12 protein-coding genes are annotated in these 13249 nt (G+C 72.3%); 9 read left to right on the plus strand and 3 right to left on the minus strand.

Annotated features, from left to right (window positions below; translation table 11 throughout):
- The first annotated feature begins 9 nt into the window (after positions 1–9).
- Positions 10–333: an NIPSNAP family protein gene (locus tag IE246_RS05280; RefSeq protein ID WP_189987893.1), complete on the plus strand. Its 324-nt coding sequence runs from the start codon at positions 10–12 to the stop codon at positions 331–333.
- 120 nt (positions 334–453) lie between these two features.
- Positions 454–1452, plus strand: coding sequence for an NAD(P)-dependent oxidoreductase (locus tag IE246_RS05285; protein ID WP_189987894.1), 999 nt, complete (start codon positions 454–456; stop codon positions 1450–1452).
- Here IE246_RS05285 and IE246_RS05290 read toward each other — a convergent pair.
- On the minus strand, positions 1449–2273 hold the full coding sequence (locus IE246_RS05290; RefSeq protein ID WP_229836422.1) for an AraC family transcriptional regulator: 825 nt from the start codon (positions 2271–2273) through the stop codon (positions 1449–1451). The two genes, IE246_RS05285 and IE246_RS05290, sit on opposite strands and share 4 nt — an antisense overlap.
- 71 nt (positions 2274–2344) lie before the next feature.
- Here IE246_RS05290 and IE246_RS05295 point away from each other — a divergent pair, with 71 nt between their 5' ends.
- Both IE246_RS05295 and IE246_RS05300 read left to right on the plus strand, forming a co-directional pair.
- Positions 2345–3544 carry an MFS transporter gene (locus IE246_RS05295; protein ID WP_189987895.1) on the plus strand — a complete coding sequence of 400 codons (1200 nt, stop codon included), beginning with the start codon at positions 2345–2347 and terminating at the stop codon, positions 3542–3544.
- 95 nt (positions 3545–3639) lie between these two features.
- Positions 3640–4890: a GAF domain-containing sensor histidine kinase gene (locus IE246_RS05300; protein ID WP_189987896.1), complete on the plus strand. Its 1251-nt coding sequence runs from the start codon at positions 3640–3642 to the stop codon at positions 4888–4890.
- Positions 4891–5194: 304 nt separating this feature from the next.
- Here IE246_RS05300 and IE246_RS28105 read toward each other — a convergent pair whose 3' ends face one another.
- Positions 5195–6628, minus strand: coding sequence for an FAD-binding oxidoreductase (locus tag IE246_RS28105; RefSeq protein WP_189987897.1), 1434 nt, complete (start codon positions 6626–6628; stop codon positions 5195–5197).
- A 178-nt stretch (positions 6629–6806) separates the two neighbouring features.
- Here IE246_RS28105 and IE246_RS05310 point away from each other — a divergent pair, with 178 nt between their 5' ends.
- Genes IE246_RS05310 through IE246_RS05320 form a run of 3 tightly spaced genes read left to right on the plus strand, consistent with a single transcriptional unit; the run spans position 6807 to position 10159 of the window.
- Positions 6807–7589, plus strand: a complete 783-nt coding sequence (locus IE246_RS05310; RefSeq protein WP_189987898.1) for an HpcH/HpaI aldolase family protein — start codon at positions 6807–6809, stop codon at positions 7587–7589.
- 32 nt (positions 7590–7621) lie between these two features.
- Entirely contained in the window at positions 7622–8548 is a 927-nt protein-coding gene (locus IE246_RS05315; protein ID WP_189987899.1) for a dihydrodipicolinate synthase family protein, read from the plus strand.
- A gap of 48 nt (positions 8549–8596) precedes the next feature.
- Positions 8597–10159, plus strand: coding sequence for an inorganic phosphate transporter (locus IE246_RS05320; protein ID WP_189987900.1), 1563 nt, complete (start codon positions 8597–8599; stop codon positions 10157–10159).
- Between the two features lie 13 nt (positions 10160–10172).
- On the opposite strand, the gene IE246_RS05325 is transcribed toward IE246_RS05320, so the two are convergent.
- Entirely contained in the window at positions 10173–11513 is a 1341-nt protein-coding gene (locus IE246_RS05325; protein WP_189987901.1) for an amidohydrolase family protein, read from the minus strand.
- Positions 11514–11638: 125 nt separating this feature from the next.
- On the opposite strand from IE246_RS05325, the gene puuE reads away from it, so the two are divergent.
- Entirely contained in the window at positions 11639–12556 is a 918-nt protein-coding gene (gene puuE, locus IE246_RS05330; protein WP_189987902.1) for an allantoinase PuuE, read from the plus strand.
- Positions 12557–12605: 49 nt separating this feature from the next.
- On the plus strand, positions 12606–13244 hold the full coding sequence (locus tag IE246_RS05335) for a flavin reductase family protein (protein ID WP_189987903.1): 639 nt from the start codon (positions 12606–12608) through the stop codon (positions 13242–13244).
- Positions 13245–13249: the final 5 nt, after the last annotated feature.

Here is a 13249-nt window from a genome sequence, read left to right on the forward strand (position 1 = left end):
GAGACGTCCATGCTGTTCGACGTGCGCAAGTACACCTGCCGGCCCGGCACCATCGCCAAGCACCTGGAGCTCTACGAGCGCATGGGCAAGGCGCCGCAGGCCAAGCATCTCGGCCTGCCGGTGCTGTACGCCAAGTGCGAGACCGGCGACCCGAACGTCTACATCCACATCTGGGCCTACGAAAACGCCGGCGACCGCGAGAAGAAGCGGGCCGCCATGCAGGCCGACCCGGACTGGATCGCCTACACCCAGGAGAGCGCCAAGCTGGGCGCCCTCTACAGCCAGGAAAACATGCTGTTCAACGACGTCAGCTTCTACCCGTTCAAGCGCTGACTGCGGCACGACCCGGCCGGACGGCGGAGGGAGCGACCGCCCTCGCCGCCGTCCGGACCGGAACCACATCACGATACGGCGGCCCGACGACGCCGAACACTCGCCCGGGAAGGAAACGCGATGGCGACCGCGACCACCAACAGGAAGAGAGTCCTGACCACCGAAACCTTCTCCGGCAGCGGCAGGGCGCTGCTGGACAGCCGCAGCGACATCGAGGTCGTGTCGTTCCCGAACGGGATCTCGCAGGCCGACTTCAACGCCCTGCTGCGGGAGCACGCTCCGGTCCATGCGGTGACGCTCGGCCCGACCCGGTTCGGCGAGGACGAGCTCGATTCCGCCGGCGACATGCGCGTGGTCACGCGCCTGGGCGTCGGCTTCGACGCCATCGACCTGGCGGCGCTCAGCAAGCGCGGGGTCCCGCTGATGACGGTCGGGACCGCCAACTCGCCGTCGGTGGCCGAGGCCGCCCTGTTCATGATGATGGCGCTGGCCAAGCGCGGCGCCGAGCTCGACGCGCTGGTGAAGGGAAACCGCTGGTCCGACCGGCTGAAGGCGATCCCGTCCGACCTGCTCGGCAAGACCGTCGTGGTGATCGGCTTCGGGCGCATCGGCTCGCGGCTGGTCAAGCGCTGCGCGGCGATGGAGATGAACGTCCTGGTCCACGACCCCTACAAGGACGCCAGGGAGATCACTGCGGCCGGGGCCGAGCCGGCAGGCGACCTGGACGCCGCCCTGGCGCGCGCCGACTTCGTCAGCATCAACTGCCCGAAATCGCCGGAGACGGTCGGGATGTTCGACGCCGCCCGGCTGGCGAAGCTGAAGCCGACGGCCTTCCTGGTCAACACCGCGCGCGGCGGCATCGTCGACGAGGCCGCCCTGCATGCCGCGCTGGCCGCCGGCAAACTCGCCGGGGCCGGCATCGACGTGTTCGCCCAGGAGCCGCCGCAGCCCGACAACCCGCTGTTCGGGCTGCCGAACGTGGTCACCGCGCCGCACATGGCCGGCGTCACCCACGAGGCGCTCGACCGCATGGGCCTGCAGACCGCCAAGAACATCCTCAGTGCCTTCGACGGCGACATCATCGGCGAGAACGTCATCAACAAGGACGTGCTCGGCTAGGAACGCGGCTCCTGGGTCGCGTCCCCGCCGAGCCGCAGGTAGCGGGTCGGCGGGGCACCGAGGGCGCGCCGGAACATGGCGATGAAGGCGCTCGGGCTCTCGTAGCCGAGGTCGAGGGCGACGGCGGTCACCGGCTCGCCGGCGGCCAACCGCTCGAGCGCCGCCAGCAGCCGGCGGCGCTGGCGCCAGCGCCCGAAGGTCAGGCCGGTCTCCTTGCGGAACAGCCGGGCCAGGGTCCGGTCGCTGGCCCCGACCAGCAGCCCCCAGGCCTCCAGGTCGCGGTTGTCGGCCGGCATCGCGATCAGCGCCTCGGCGACCGCCATCGCCCGGCGGTCGCGCGGCAGCGGCAGGTCGAGAGGGGCGGCCGGCAGATCGGCGAGTTCGTCCACCAGGACCGCCACCAACCGCGCCTCCGGCCCGGCCTCGGGATAGTCCGCCGGCAGCCGGACCACCCGGGCGATCAGCTCGCGCGCCAGGGCCGGAACCCGCACCACCCGGCAGCGCGACGCCACCGGCACGCCGGAATCCTCCCGCAGGTAGAGCGTGCGCATGGCGACCGCGCCGGCGGCCCGGACCTCGTGAACCACGCCGGGCGGCACCCACACGGCATAGCCCGGCGGCACCACCCAGGCGCCGTCGTCGGTCCGGACCGTCATCACGCCCTTCTCGCCGTGCACCAGCTGCGCCCGTTCGTGGGCGTGCCGGCCGGTGCTGTGGCCGGCCGCGTAGTCGACGGCGTAGCCGACGACCGCCTTGGGCCAGCGCTGGCGCGCCTCGACCGCCGGATCCCGGCTGCGCAGGTTCTGTCCGATATGCAACACTGATTGGCGTACTATCGAAGGACGGAAGAAGTCGCTCAAGGCATCATCTCCCCATCGCCAGGGAGGAGTCCATGCGTCTCGACACCCGCTTCCTGTTCCTGAACGCCGGCCACGCCGTCGACCATCTGATGATGCTGGTGTTTCCGACCGCCGCGGTGTTCATGGCGGTCGAACTCGGCGCCACCTACGGCGAGCTGCTGTTCCTGTCGACCGCCGGCTTCATCGCCTTCGGCGCCTGCTCGCTGCCGGCCGGCTGGCTCGCCGACCGCTGGAGCCGGGAAGCGATGATCGCCCTGTTCTTCGTCGGAATCGGCGGTGCCGCGGTGCTGACCGGGCTGGCCGACGGGCGCCTGCAGATCGCCGCCGGCCTGCTGGCGATCGGGGTGTTCGCGGCGATCTACCACCCGGTCGGCATCGCCATGGTCAGCCAGGGCGGCGGCGCCATCGGACGCCGGCTCGGGGTCAACGGCGTGTGGGGCAACATGGGCGTGGCCGCGGCACCGCTGCTGGCGGCGTTCCTGAGCGAGAGCTTCGGCTGGCGCACCGCGTTCGTGGTGCCGGGACTGGCCAGCATCGCGATCGGCGGGCTGTGGATCCTGCACTGCCGGAGCGTCGCCGGACGCGCCGAGACCGCCGCCGGCACCGCGGCCCGCAAGGCCAAGGCAGAGCCCAGCCCGCAGTGGAAGCGGACGTTGGCGATCGTGTTCTTCGCGACCGCGGTCGGCGGCTTCATCTTCAACAGCACCACCATCGCGCTGCCCAAGATCTTCGACGAGCGGGTGATGGCGCTGACCGAGGACGCGTCCGGGGCCGGCGGCCTGATCGCCCTGGTGTTCGCCGCCGCCGCCTTCACCCAGGTCGCGGTCGGCCACCTGATCGACCGCTACTCGATCCGGCTGGTGTTCCTGGTCCTGACGGTCGGCGACATCGCGGTGTTCCTGCTGGCCGCCGACGCCACCGGCTCGACCATGACCGCGCTGGCGCTCGCCATGATGATGCTGGTGTTCGGGCAGATCCCGATCACCGACACCCTGGTGGCACGGAACACGCCGGAGCACTGGCGGGCCCGGGCCTATGCCGTGAAGTACGTGCTGTCGTTCGCGGTCGCCTCGACGGTCGTCCCGGTGATCTCGCGCCTGCACGGCTCGTCGGCCGGCGACGGCTTCACCACCCTGTTCCTGATCTGCGCCGCCGCCGCCGCGGCCATTGCCGCCGCCGCCGCCTTCCTGCCCGCCCCGCGCCCCGCGACCGCCGTGACGGCGGCCGATTAGCGGGCCGCGCGACTCGCTTAACCGGCCGTTAACCCGTCGCGACTAACCTCTCTGGTTGTGAGAGGGCTGGCTGAGATGACGGGTGCGGCGTGGTGATGCCGGTTCCGCAGGACGACGAGGACGCACGGCTTGCCGCCCTGTGGGCGCTGCAGGTGCTCGACACCCCGCCCGAGATGACTTTCGACCAGCTCACCCGGCTGGCCGCCCGGGCCTGCGGCACGCCGATCGCGGCGATCGCCCTGATCGATTCCGACCGGATCTGGTTCAAGTCGGCGGTCGGGCTCGGCGACCTCCGGGAGATCCCGCGCGAGGGCTCCTTGTGCGCAGCGTCGCTCGCCGACGACGACATCACCGAAGTCGAGGACGTCTGGGACGACCCGCGGTTCGCGCGCAACCCGCTGGTGACCGGCGCGCCGGGCATGCGGTTCTATGCCGGGGCTCCGCTGCGGCTGCGCAGCGGCCACCGGGTCGGCTCGCTGTGCGCGATCGGCACGCATCCGCAGCGCCTGACCGAAGACCAGCGCGACTCGCTGCGCGACATCGCGCAGGTCGCCACCCGGTTCCTCGAATCCCGCCAGATGACGGTCGACGCGGTCGCCGACCTCGCCCGCGCCAAGATGGAAGCCGAGATGGCCGACCGCGCGAAGAGCGAGTTCCTGGCGCATATGAGCCACGAGCTGCGGACCCCGCTGAACGCCGTGATCGGCTTCGCCGACATGCTGCGGCTGGAGATCCACGGCCCGCTGCCGGCCCGCTACCGGGATTCCGTCGACACCATCGCGACCAGCGGCCGGCACCTGCTCGACCTGATCAACGACCTTCTCGACCTGGCCCGGATCGAGGCCGGGGCGATCGAGCTGCAGGCCGACTGGATCGACCTGTCGGCGATCGCCCACGCCACCGTCCGCATGCTGGAGCCGCTGGCCGACGGCCGCGGCGTCGGGCTGCGCATCGACGGCCGCTACGGCCCGCGCGCCCGGGCCGACCGGCGGGCCATCCAGCAGGTGATGATCAACATCGTCGGCAACGCCATCAAGTTCGGCCCCGAGAACGGCGAGGTGGTGATCGAGTTCCGCGACGGCGACCCGGTCGAGATCCGGGTGCGCGACGACGGCCCCGGCATGACCCCCGCCCAGATCGAGCGCGCCATGCAGCCCTACGGCCGCAGCCAGGTCGAGCCCAGCCAGACCGCCCCGGCGGTCGGCGGCACCGGCCTGGGCCTGCCGATCGCCCGGCGCCTGGTGGAACTGCACGGCGGCCGGCTGACCATCGAGAGTACGCCGGGTGCCGGAACCACGGTCGCGTTCACCCTGCCGAAGACCCGGGTGCTGACGTCCGCGGCGTAGCCGATCCCGACCTGCACGACCGGAGGACCGGAAGATACGCAGGCCCGCCCCGGAAACCCGCAACTCGCTGATCGTCCGACTTGCGATCCTGATCGTCGCCCTGGCCCTCGGCATGGCGGTGCTGAACTGGGTCGCGACGCCGCGCTACGACGGACCCGGCGGGTCGTGCCGACAACACACTGACACGCTGCAAATGAACGGCCCGGACCGGATGTCCCCGGCTTTCCTGGCCGAAGTGTGCGGCAAGATCCGCGAGTTCTGCCCGCCGCCCGAACAAGACCCCGCCTGCCGATAGCCCTGGCGGCTACAGGATCTTCCCCGGGTTCATGACGTTGGCCGGATCGATGGCGGCCTTGACCGCCCGCATCAGGGTCAGGCGCGACGGGGCTGCGTAGCGCACCAGGTCCTCGCGCTTCTGGGCGCCGATGCCGTGCTCGGCCGAGAAGCTGCCGCCCATTTCGGCGATCAGCCCGTTCAGGCGGTCGACCAGGTCGTAGCTGCGCTGCTGCCAGGCCTCCGCGGCCATCGCCAGCGGCCGCAGGATCAGGTAGTGGATGTTGCCGTCGCCCATGTGGCCGAAGGTGTTGAGGCGGATCTCCGGCTCCTGCTCCCGAAGCATCGCCTCGGCCCGCGCCAGGAACCCGGCGACCCTGCTGACCGGCACCGACACGTCGCAGGCCACCCCGCCGCCCTCGCGCCGGCCGGCCTCGGCCTGCTCCTCGCGGATCCGCCAGAGCGCCGCGCGCTGGGCCTCGCTCTCGGCGATCACCCCGTCGGTCACCCGCTCCTGCTCCATGGCCTCGGCCAGGATCGCCTCCAGCTTGGCGCGCAGATCGTCGATCGGCGAGGCGGTGGCGAGTTCGACCAGCACGTACCAGGGCGATGGCGCCGACAGCGGATCGGCGATGCCCTCGATGTGGCGGATCGCCAGGTCCAGGCACATCCGCGGCATCAGCTCGTAGGCCAGCACGGTGTCGCCGGACAGCTCGCGGGCGCGCCCCAGCAGCGCCTGCGCCGCCGCCGGGTCCGGCACCGCCAGCAGCGCGGTCTCGCGGCCCTTGGGCGCCGGCATCAGCCGCATCGCCGCCGCGGTGATCACCCCGAGCGTGCCCTCGGCGCCGATGAACAGGTGCTTGAGGTCGTAGCCGGTGTTGTTCTTGCGCAGCGTGTTCAGGCCGTCGAACACGGTGCCGTCGGGCAGCACCACCTCCAGGCCCAGCACCTGCTCGCGGGCGTTGCCGTAGCGGATGGTCTGGTTGCCGCCGGCATTGGTCGACAGGGTGCCGCCGACCGTCGAGCTGCCCTCCGACGCCAGCGACAGCGGGAACAGCCGGCCGGCCTCGGCCGCCGCGTCCTGCGCCGCCTTGATGACGCAGCCGGCCTCGACGACCATCGCGAAGTTGTCGGGATCGATCGACCGGACCCGGGTCATGCGGTCGAGCGACAGCACCACGGCCGGCCGCGGCTCGGTCGGGATCGAGCCCAGCACCAGCCCGGTGTTGCCGCCCTGCGGCACCATCGCCAGCCCGGCCTCGGCGCAGACCCGCACCACTTCGGCGACCTCCCCTGTCGACGCCGGGCGCGCCACCAGCAGCGCCTCGCCGACGTCGCGGCCGCGCCAGTCGGTCCGGTATTTCAGGGTGTCGGCCGGATCCTCCAGCCAGCCCTTCGGGCCGAGCGCCTGCTTGATGCGCGCCACGGCCTCGACGGCCGCCGCCGGCGGGGTCTGCTGGTTCACGGGCTTCCTCCGGTGGGTGGTCTTGGGACGGTCGGTCGGCGGAGTGTGGCGCGGGACGCCGCGTCACGGCAAGCCGGCATCCGCCCGGCCACGCCGACGGATGACGGCGATGGATGACGCGGCCGGCGAACCCTGCTTTGATCCGGGCGTCATACGAGATACCACCCCGGAGGATTCCGTGACCGACCTGAAGAACGCCGCCCTCGACCGGCTGCGGGCCGGCCAGCTCGCGATCGGCGTCGGGCTGCGCCAGACCCGCACCGTCGACATCGCCAAGGCCATGCGTACCGCCGGCTTCGACTGGCTGTTCATCGACATGGAGCACAACTCCATGGACCTGGACACCGCCGTGCAGATCAGCGTGGCCGCCCAGGACGCCGGCATCACCCCGGTGGTTCGGGTGCCGGGTTACGAGTCGTTCCACGCCACGAGGGCGCTCGACGGCGGCGCCCAGGGCATCGTGGTGCCGCACGTCGACGACGCGGCGACCGCCGCCCGCATGGTCAGCCAGTGCCGCTACCCGCCGGTCGGCCACCGCTCGGTGACCGGCGCGCTGCCGCAGCTCGACTTCAAGCCGACGCCGCTGGCCGAGGCGACGACCGCGATCAACCGCGAGACCCTGCTGGTGGTGATGCTGGAGAGCCCGGCGGCGATCGCCCGTGCCGACGAGATCGCGGCGGTGCCGGGCGTCGACGCGCTGCTGATCGGCACCAGCGACCTGACCATGGAGATGGGCATCCCCGGCCAGGTCGACCATCCGGACATCGCCAAGGCCTACGAGACCGTGGTCGAGGCCTGCCGCAAGCACGGCAAGCACCCGGGCATGGGCGGCGTCTACAGCCCGCCGCTGATGCAGCGCTACATCGAGATCGGCGCCCGCCTGATCCTCGGCGGCAACGACCTGCCGCTGCTGATGGCGGCGGCGACGGAGCGCGCCAAGGCGCTTCGTGAGATGCTCTGAGGCGACGACCGACCAGAAAGCCGGAGGAAACCATGCCCGCCCCCGTCATGCCGAACAGCGGCATCTACCCGATCGCTCCGACCCCGTTCACCGAGACCGGCGAGGTCGACCTGGACGGCCAGAAGCGGGTGCTCGACTGCATGATCGACCAAGGCGTCGACGGCATCTGCATCCTGGCCAACTACTCCGAGCAGTTCCTGCTGTCGGACGCCGAGCGCGACACCCTGCTGGATCTGTGCCTGACCCACGTCGCCGGCCGGGTGCCGGTGATCGTCACCACCAGCCACTTCTCCACCCGCCTCGCGGCCGAGCGCTCGAAGCGGGCGGCCGAGGCCGGGGCGTCGATGCTGATGCTGATGCCGCCCTATCACGGTACCGCGCTGAAGGCCGACGAGAAGGGCATCGTCGAGCATTTCGCCGCCGTCGCCGAGGCCTCGGGCCTGCCGATCATGGTGCAGGACGCGCCGCTGTCGGGCGTCACCCTGTCGGTGCCGTTCCTGGTGCGGCTCGGCCAGGCGGTGCCGCAGGTCACCCACTTCAAGGTCGAGACCGCCGGCGCCGCCGCCAAGCTGCGGACCCTGATCGAGGCCGGCGGCGCCGCCATCAAGGGGCCGTTCGACGGCGAGGAGTCGATCACCCTGATGGCCGATTTGGACGCCGGCGCCACCGGCACCATGTGCAGTGCCCTGCTGCCGGACCTGATCAAGCCGGTGGTGACCGAGCACCTGGCCGGCCGCCGCGACGAGGCGGCCCGGATCTACGCCCGCATCCTGCCGCTGATCAACTACGAGAACCGGCAGTGCGGCCTGCGCGCCACCAAGACCGCGATGATGGAGGGCGGGGTGATCAAGTCCGACGCCGTCCGCCACCCGCTGGAGCCGCTGCACCCGGCGACCAAGGCCGGCCTGCTGGAGCTGGCGCGCGAGGCCGACGTGCTGGCGTTGCGCTGGGGGAAATAGTACAGCGGGCCGGCCACCCCATCCGCCGCCGGAGGCCGGTGCCCGAACATGCCTTTGCCCCCTTCCTCCCTGCGCAAGCAGGCGCTCGACAAGGACCTGAAGAAGATCGTCGCGCTCGAGGCGGTCAGCCACCAGGGCGGCCTGCGCCTGCTTCCCCTCGGCCTCAGCCTGGTGTTCCTGGTGCTGGTCTGGGTGCTGGCGGACTGGAGCACGACGGCCGGGACCGGGGTGGTGGTCGCCGCCGCGGTGATCGGCGGCTACATGGCGCTCAACATCGGCGCCAACGACGTCGCCAACAACATGGCGCCGGCCGTCGGGGCGCGCGCCCTGAGCATGGGCGGCGCGCTCCTGGTGGCGGCGATCTTCGAGGCCGGCGGGGCGCTGATCGCCGGGGCCGACGTGGTGTCGACGGTCAGCAAGGGCATCATCGACCCGGCGGCGGTCGGCGACCGCGGCACGTTCGTCGCCCTGATGATGGCGGCCCTGCTCGGCGCCGCCCTCTGGCTCAACCTCGCGACCTGGCTCGAGGCGCCGGTCTCGACCACGCACTCGATCGTCGGCGGGGTGCTCGGGGCCGGCCTCGCCGCGGCCGGCATGCAGGCCGCCAACTGGCCGGTGCTGGGCGCGATCGCCGCCAGCTGGGTGGTCTCGCCGATGCTCGGCGGGATCGGGGCGGCGCTGATGCTGGTGCTGCTGGACCAGCTCATCCTGCAGGCCGACGACCGGGTGGCGGCGGCCCGCCGCTGGGTGCCGGTGGTGGTGGCGATCACCGCCGCCGCCTTCGCCGCCTACCTGATCCAGAAGGGGCTGTCCAAGGTCTGGAAGCCGCCGCTGTGGGTCCTGCTCGCCCTGGTCGGCGGGGTGTTCGCGGCGACGCTCGGCACCGTCTCGCGGCTGGTGGCGCGCCAGGCGCCGCGGCTGGAGAACACCAAGAAGGCGGTCGGCACGCTGTTCACCGCCCCGCTGATCGTCGCCGCCGCGCTGCTGTCGTTCGCCCACGGCGCCAACGACGTGGCCAACGCGATCGGCCCGCTGGCCGCGGTCGTCGCGGCGATGCAGGGCGTCGCCGGCGCCAAGGTCGCCGTGCCCGGCTGGATCATGCTGATCGGCGCCGCCGGCATCTCCGTCGGCCTCGCCCTGTTCGGGCCGCGCATGATCCGCATGGTCGGCGAGAAGATCACCCGCCTGAACCCGGTCAGGGCGTTCTGCGTGGCGCTGTCGGCGGCGGTGACCGTGCTGATCGCGTCGGCCCTCGGCCTGCCGGTCAGTTCCACCCACATCGCCGTGGGCGCGGTGTTCGGCGTCGGCCTGGCGCGCGAGTGGCACGCCCATCGCGGCGGCCATATCCGCCGGCAGGCACGCCTAAACCGGGCGGCGCGGGCGGCCGCCGCCCAAGAGCAGGCCGAAGATGCGGCGGACGGTTGGCTGCCCGGCCTGGCACCCGACCCGTCCGAGGACCCGGCCGTGCTTCGCAAGGCGGCGAAGCGCCGGCTGGTGCGCCGCCGTCACCTGCTGGCCATCGCCGCCGCCTGGCTGATCACGGTGCCGCTGTCGGCGTTGATCGGCGCGTTGATCTTCCTGGTGATGGTCCGGCTGGTTCCCGGCCTCTGATCCGAACGGCCGTTCAGGCCGCCGCCCACAGCGAACGCGCGAGATCGCGGGCCTCGGCCACGATGGCGTCGCCGTCGAACCCGACCGGCCGGCCGCCGCGCAGCCGGACCGACCCGTCGACCACCACCGTGTCGACCGCCAGCGCCGAGGCGCTGCGGGCCACGATGCCATAGCCGTCGACCACCGTCGCCAGGCTGGGCTCGGCGGCGTCCAGCATGACCAGGTCGGCCTTCATGCCCGGCGCCAGCCGGCCGACCTGGTCGCCGAGGCCGAGCGCGGCGGCACCGTTGACGGTTGCCCAGCCCAGCAGGGTCGGGGCGGTCGGCTCGAACCCGCCATCGCGGATGCGGGCCAGCGCGGTCGCCATCCGCATGCTCTCGAACATGTCGGCGGTCTTGCTGTCGCCGCACAGGGTGACGTTGGCGCCGGCCCGCGCCAGCGCCAGGATCGGCGCCACCATGCCGCTGGAGGAGTTGCCGATCGGCGCATGCGCGACGTGCACGCCGGCCGCCCCGACCCGCTCGACCCCGGCCTCGTCCAGGAACACGCAGTGCGCGGCGATCAGCCGGTCGCCCAGCAGCCCGACCTCGTCGAACCGGTCGACCGGGCTGCGGCCGTCGCGCTCGCGCACCACCTCGACCTCGCGCCGGCTCTGGCAGAGATGGGTGTGCACCGGCCCGCCCCTGGCCCGGGCGGCCTCGGCGACCCGCCGCAGCAGGTCCGGCGAGCAGGTGTCGGCGGCGTGCGGGCCGAAGCCGCAGCGGATCCGCCCACCGTCGATGCCGTCCCAGCGCTCGATCGCCGCGGCGTTCTCGTCGAACAGCCGGTCGCCGAGCGCCGTGTCGGTCTCCCAGCGGCCGGCCGCGAGCGCCGCGGCATCGGCATCCATGATCCGGCCGCCGATGAAGGCCCTGAGGCCGATCTCGTGGGCGGCCTGCGCCAGCGCGTCGGGCCGGCGGTAGAAGTCGACCACCGTGGTGCTGCCGGCCCGCAGCATCTCATACTGGCCGAGCCGGGCCATCACCAGCATCTGCTCGGGCGACAGCGCCGCCATCTGCGGGATGCCGGCGGTGTAGGCCGGCGCGAAGCCGAGGTCCTCGAACATGCCGCGCACGCCGATCAGCGGCGTGTGGTTGTGGGTGTTCACGAAGCCCGGCATGACGATGCCGCCGTGGGCGTCGACGGTCTCGACCGGCGCGTGGGCCGCCGCCAGCTCGGCGTCCGGCCCGACCGCCAGGATCCGGTCGCCGGCGATCGCGACGGCGCCGTCGGCCAGCAGGGCGCTGCCCTCGACCAGGGTCAGGACGGCGGCATGGCGGATCAGCAGATCGCAGGCGACGGGGCGCTCGGGCATGGCAACAGTTCCCGGAAAGCGGCAGGACAGGCCGGTGGCACCGGCCCGAGGATGGCGTATCCTAGCACGGCCTTCCGACCGCGCCTGCCCGGGCCGCGCACCGACATCCGAGGAGATCCGCCGCCATGAGCACGCCCGAGCCCTATCCGCGCGACATGGTCGGCTACGGCGGCAAGCCGCCGCACGCCGCCTGGCCGAACGGTGCGAAGATCGCCGTCAACTTCGTGCTGAACGTCGAGGAGGGGTCGGAATCCTCGGTGCTGCACGGCGACCCGCGCAACGAGAGTGCGCTGTCCGAGGCGGTCGGCGGCCGCCATCCGGCGGGCGAGCGCGACCTCGGCATCGAGTCGCTGTACGAGTACGGCTCGCGCGCCGGGGTCTGGCGCATCCTCAAGCTGTTCCGCGACCGCGGCCTGCCGTTCACGATCTACGCCTGCGCCCAGGCGCTGGAGCGAAACCCGGTCTCGACCGCCGCGCTGGCCGAGTACGGCTGCGACTTCGCCGGCCACGGCTGGCGCTGGATCAACCACTTCGAGCTGTCGGAGGCCGAGGAGCGCGAGCACATCGCCCGCGCCGTCGAGACCATCGAGCGGCTGACCGGCGCGCCGCCGGCCGGCTGGTACTGCCGCTACGCGCCGAGCGCCAACACGCGGCGGCTGCTGGTCGAGCACGGCGGCTTCCTGTACGACAGCGACGCCTACAACGACGACCTGCCGTACTGGGTCGAGGTCGACGGCGGCCCGCACCTGGTCGTGCCCTACGCGCTCGACACCAACGACGTGAAGTTCGGCGCGCCGCCGGGCTACGGCTCCGGCGAGGACTTCTTCCGGCACCTGATCGACAGCTTCGATCAGCTCTACGAGGAAGGGGCGGAGGCCCCGAAGATGCTGTCGATCGGGCTGCACCAGCGGCTGGTCGGCCGGCCCGGCCGGGCCCGCGCGCTGGCCCGCTTCCTGGACCACGTGAAGGCCCACGACCGCGCCTGGGTGTGCCGGCGGATCGACATCGCCCGGCACTGGCACGCTGCGCACCCGCCCGCCTGACACCCGACCAGAGAGACCGATGCCCGAGAGCTCGATGCCGGATAGCCCAATGCCCGAGAGCGCGATCAAGGAGTTCCTGTTCGCCGACATGACCCCCGTGGACGCCTACAAGGTGTTCCGCAGCGTGGTCACGCCGCGGCCGATCGCGCTGGTCACCACGCTGGCGCCGAACGGCACCGTGAACGCCGCGCCGTTCTCGTTCTTCAACGCCGTCTCCTATGACCCATGCATGGTGGTGCTGGGGGTCGACGCCCGGCCCGACCGGCGCCCGAAGGACACCTCGGCCAACATCCGCGAGCTGCCGGAGTTCGTGGTCAACATCGTCGACCGGGCGCTGGCGGAGCAGATGAACCTGTGCGCGCTCGACCTGGAGCCCGGCGAATCGGAGCTCGACGTCGCCGGCCTGGAGACCGCGCCGTCGACGACCGTCCGGCCGCCGCGCATCGCGACCGCGCCGGCGGCGCTGGAGTGCAAGCGCCACACCACCCTGCAACTCGGCAACCGGCGCGAGATCGTGATCGGCGAGGTGCTGCGGGTGGTCGTGCGCGCCGACCTGGTGGACGAGCAGCGGCTGCGCATCGACCAGGCCGGGCTCGACACCGTCGGCCGGCTCGGCGGCGACCTGTACTGCACGACCCGCGACGTCTGGGAGATGCCGCGGCCGGAGCGCGAGCCGGGCGTGTCGTAGGCGGC

The organism is Thalassobaculum fulvum (assembly GCF_014652915.1).
Taxonomy (GTDB): domain Bacteria; phylum Pseudomonadota; class Alphaproteobacteria; order Thalassobaculales; family Thalassobaculaceae; genus Thalassobaculum_A; species Thalassobaculum_A fulvum.

Bases quoted from the DNA above. Each gene is read 5' to 3' on its own strand.
- IE246_RS05295 (WP_189987895.1), top strand. From the start codon at position 2,345: ATGCGTCTCGACACCCGCTTCCTGTTCCTGAACGCCGGCCACGCCGTC.
- IE246_RS05320 (WP_189987900.1), top strand. From the start codon at position 8,597: ATGCCTTTGCCCCCTTCCTCCCTGCGCAAGCAGGCGCTCGACAAGGAC.
- IE246_RS05325 (WP_189987901.1), bottom strand. From the start codon at position 11,513: ATGCCCGAGCGCCCCGTCGCCTGCGATCTGCTGATCCGCCATGCCGCC.
- IE246_RS05315 (WP_189987899.1), top strand. From the start codon at position 7,622: ATGCCCGCCCCCGTCATGCCGAACAGCGGCATCTACCCGATCGCTCCG.
- IE246_RS05280 (WP_189987893.1), top strand. From the start codon at position 10: ATGCTGTTCGACGTGCGCAAGTACACCTGCCGGCCCGGCACCATCGCC.
- IE246_RS05335 (WP_189987903.1), top strand. From the start codon at position 12,606: ATGCCCGAGAGCGCGATCAAGGAGTTCCTGTTCGCCGACATGACCCCC.
- IE246_RS05300 (WP_189987896.1), top strand. From the start codon at position 3,640: ATGCCGGTTCCGCAGGACGACGAGGACGCACGGCTTGCCGCCCTGTGG.
- puuE (WP_189987902.1), top strand. From the start codon at position 11,639: ATGAGCACGCCCGAGCCCTATCCGCGCGACATGGTCGGCTACGGCGGC.
- IE246_RS05285 (WP_189987894.1), top strand. From the start codon at position 454: ATGGCGACCGCGACCACCAACAGGAAGAGAGTCCTGACCACCGAAACC.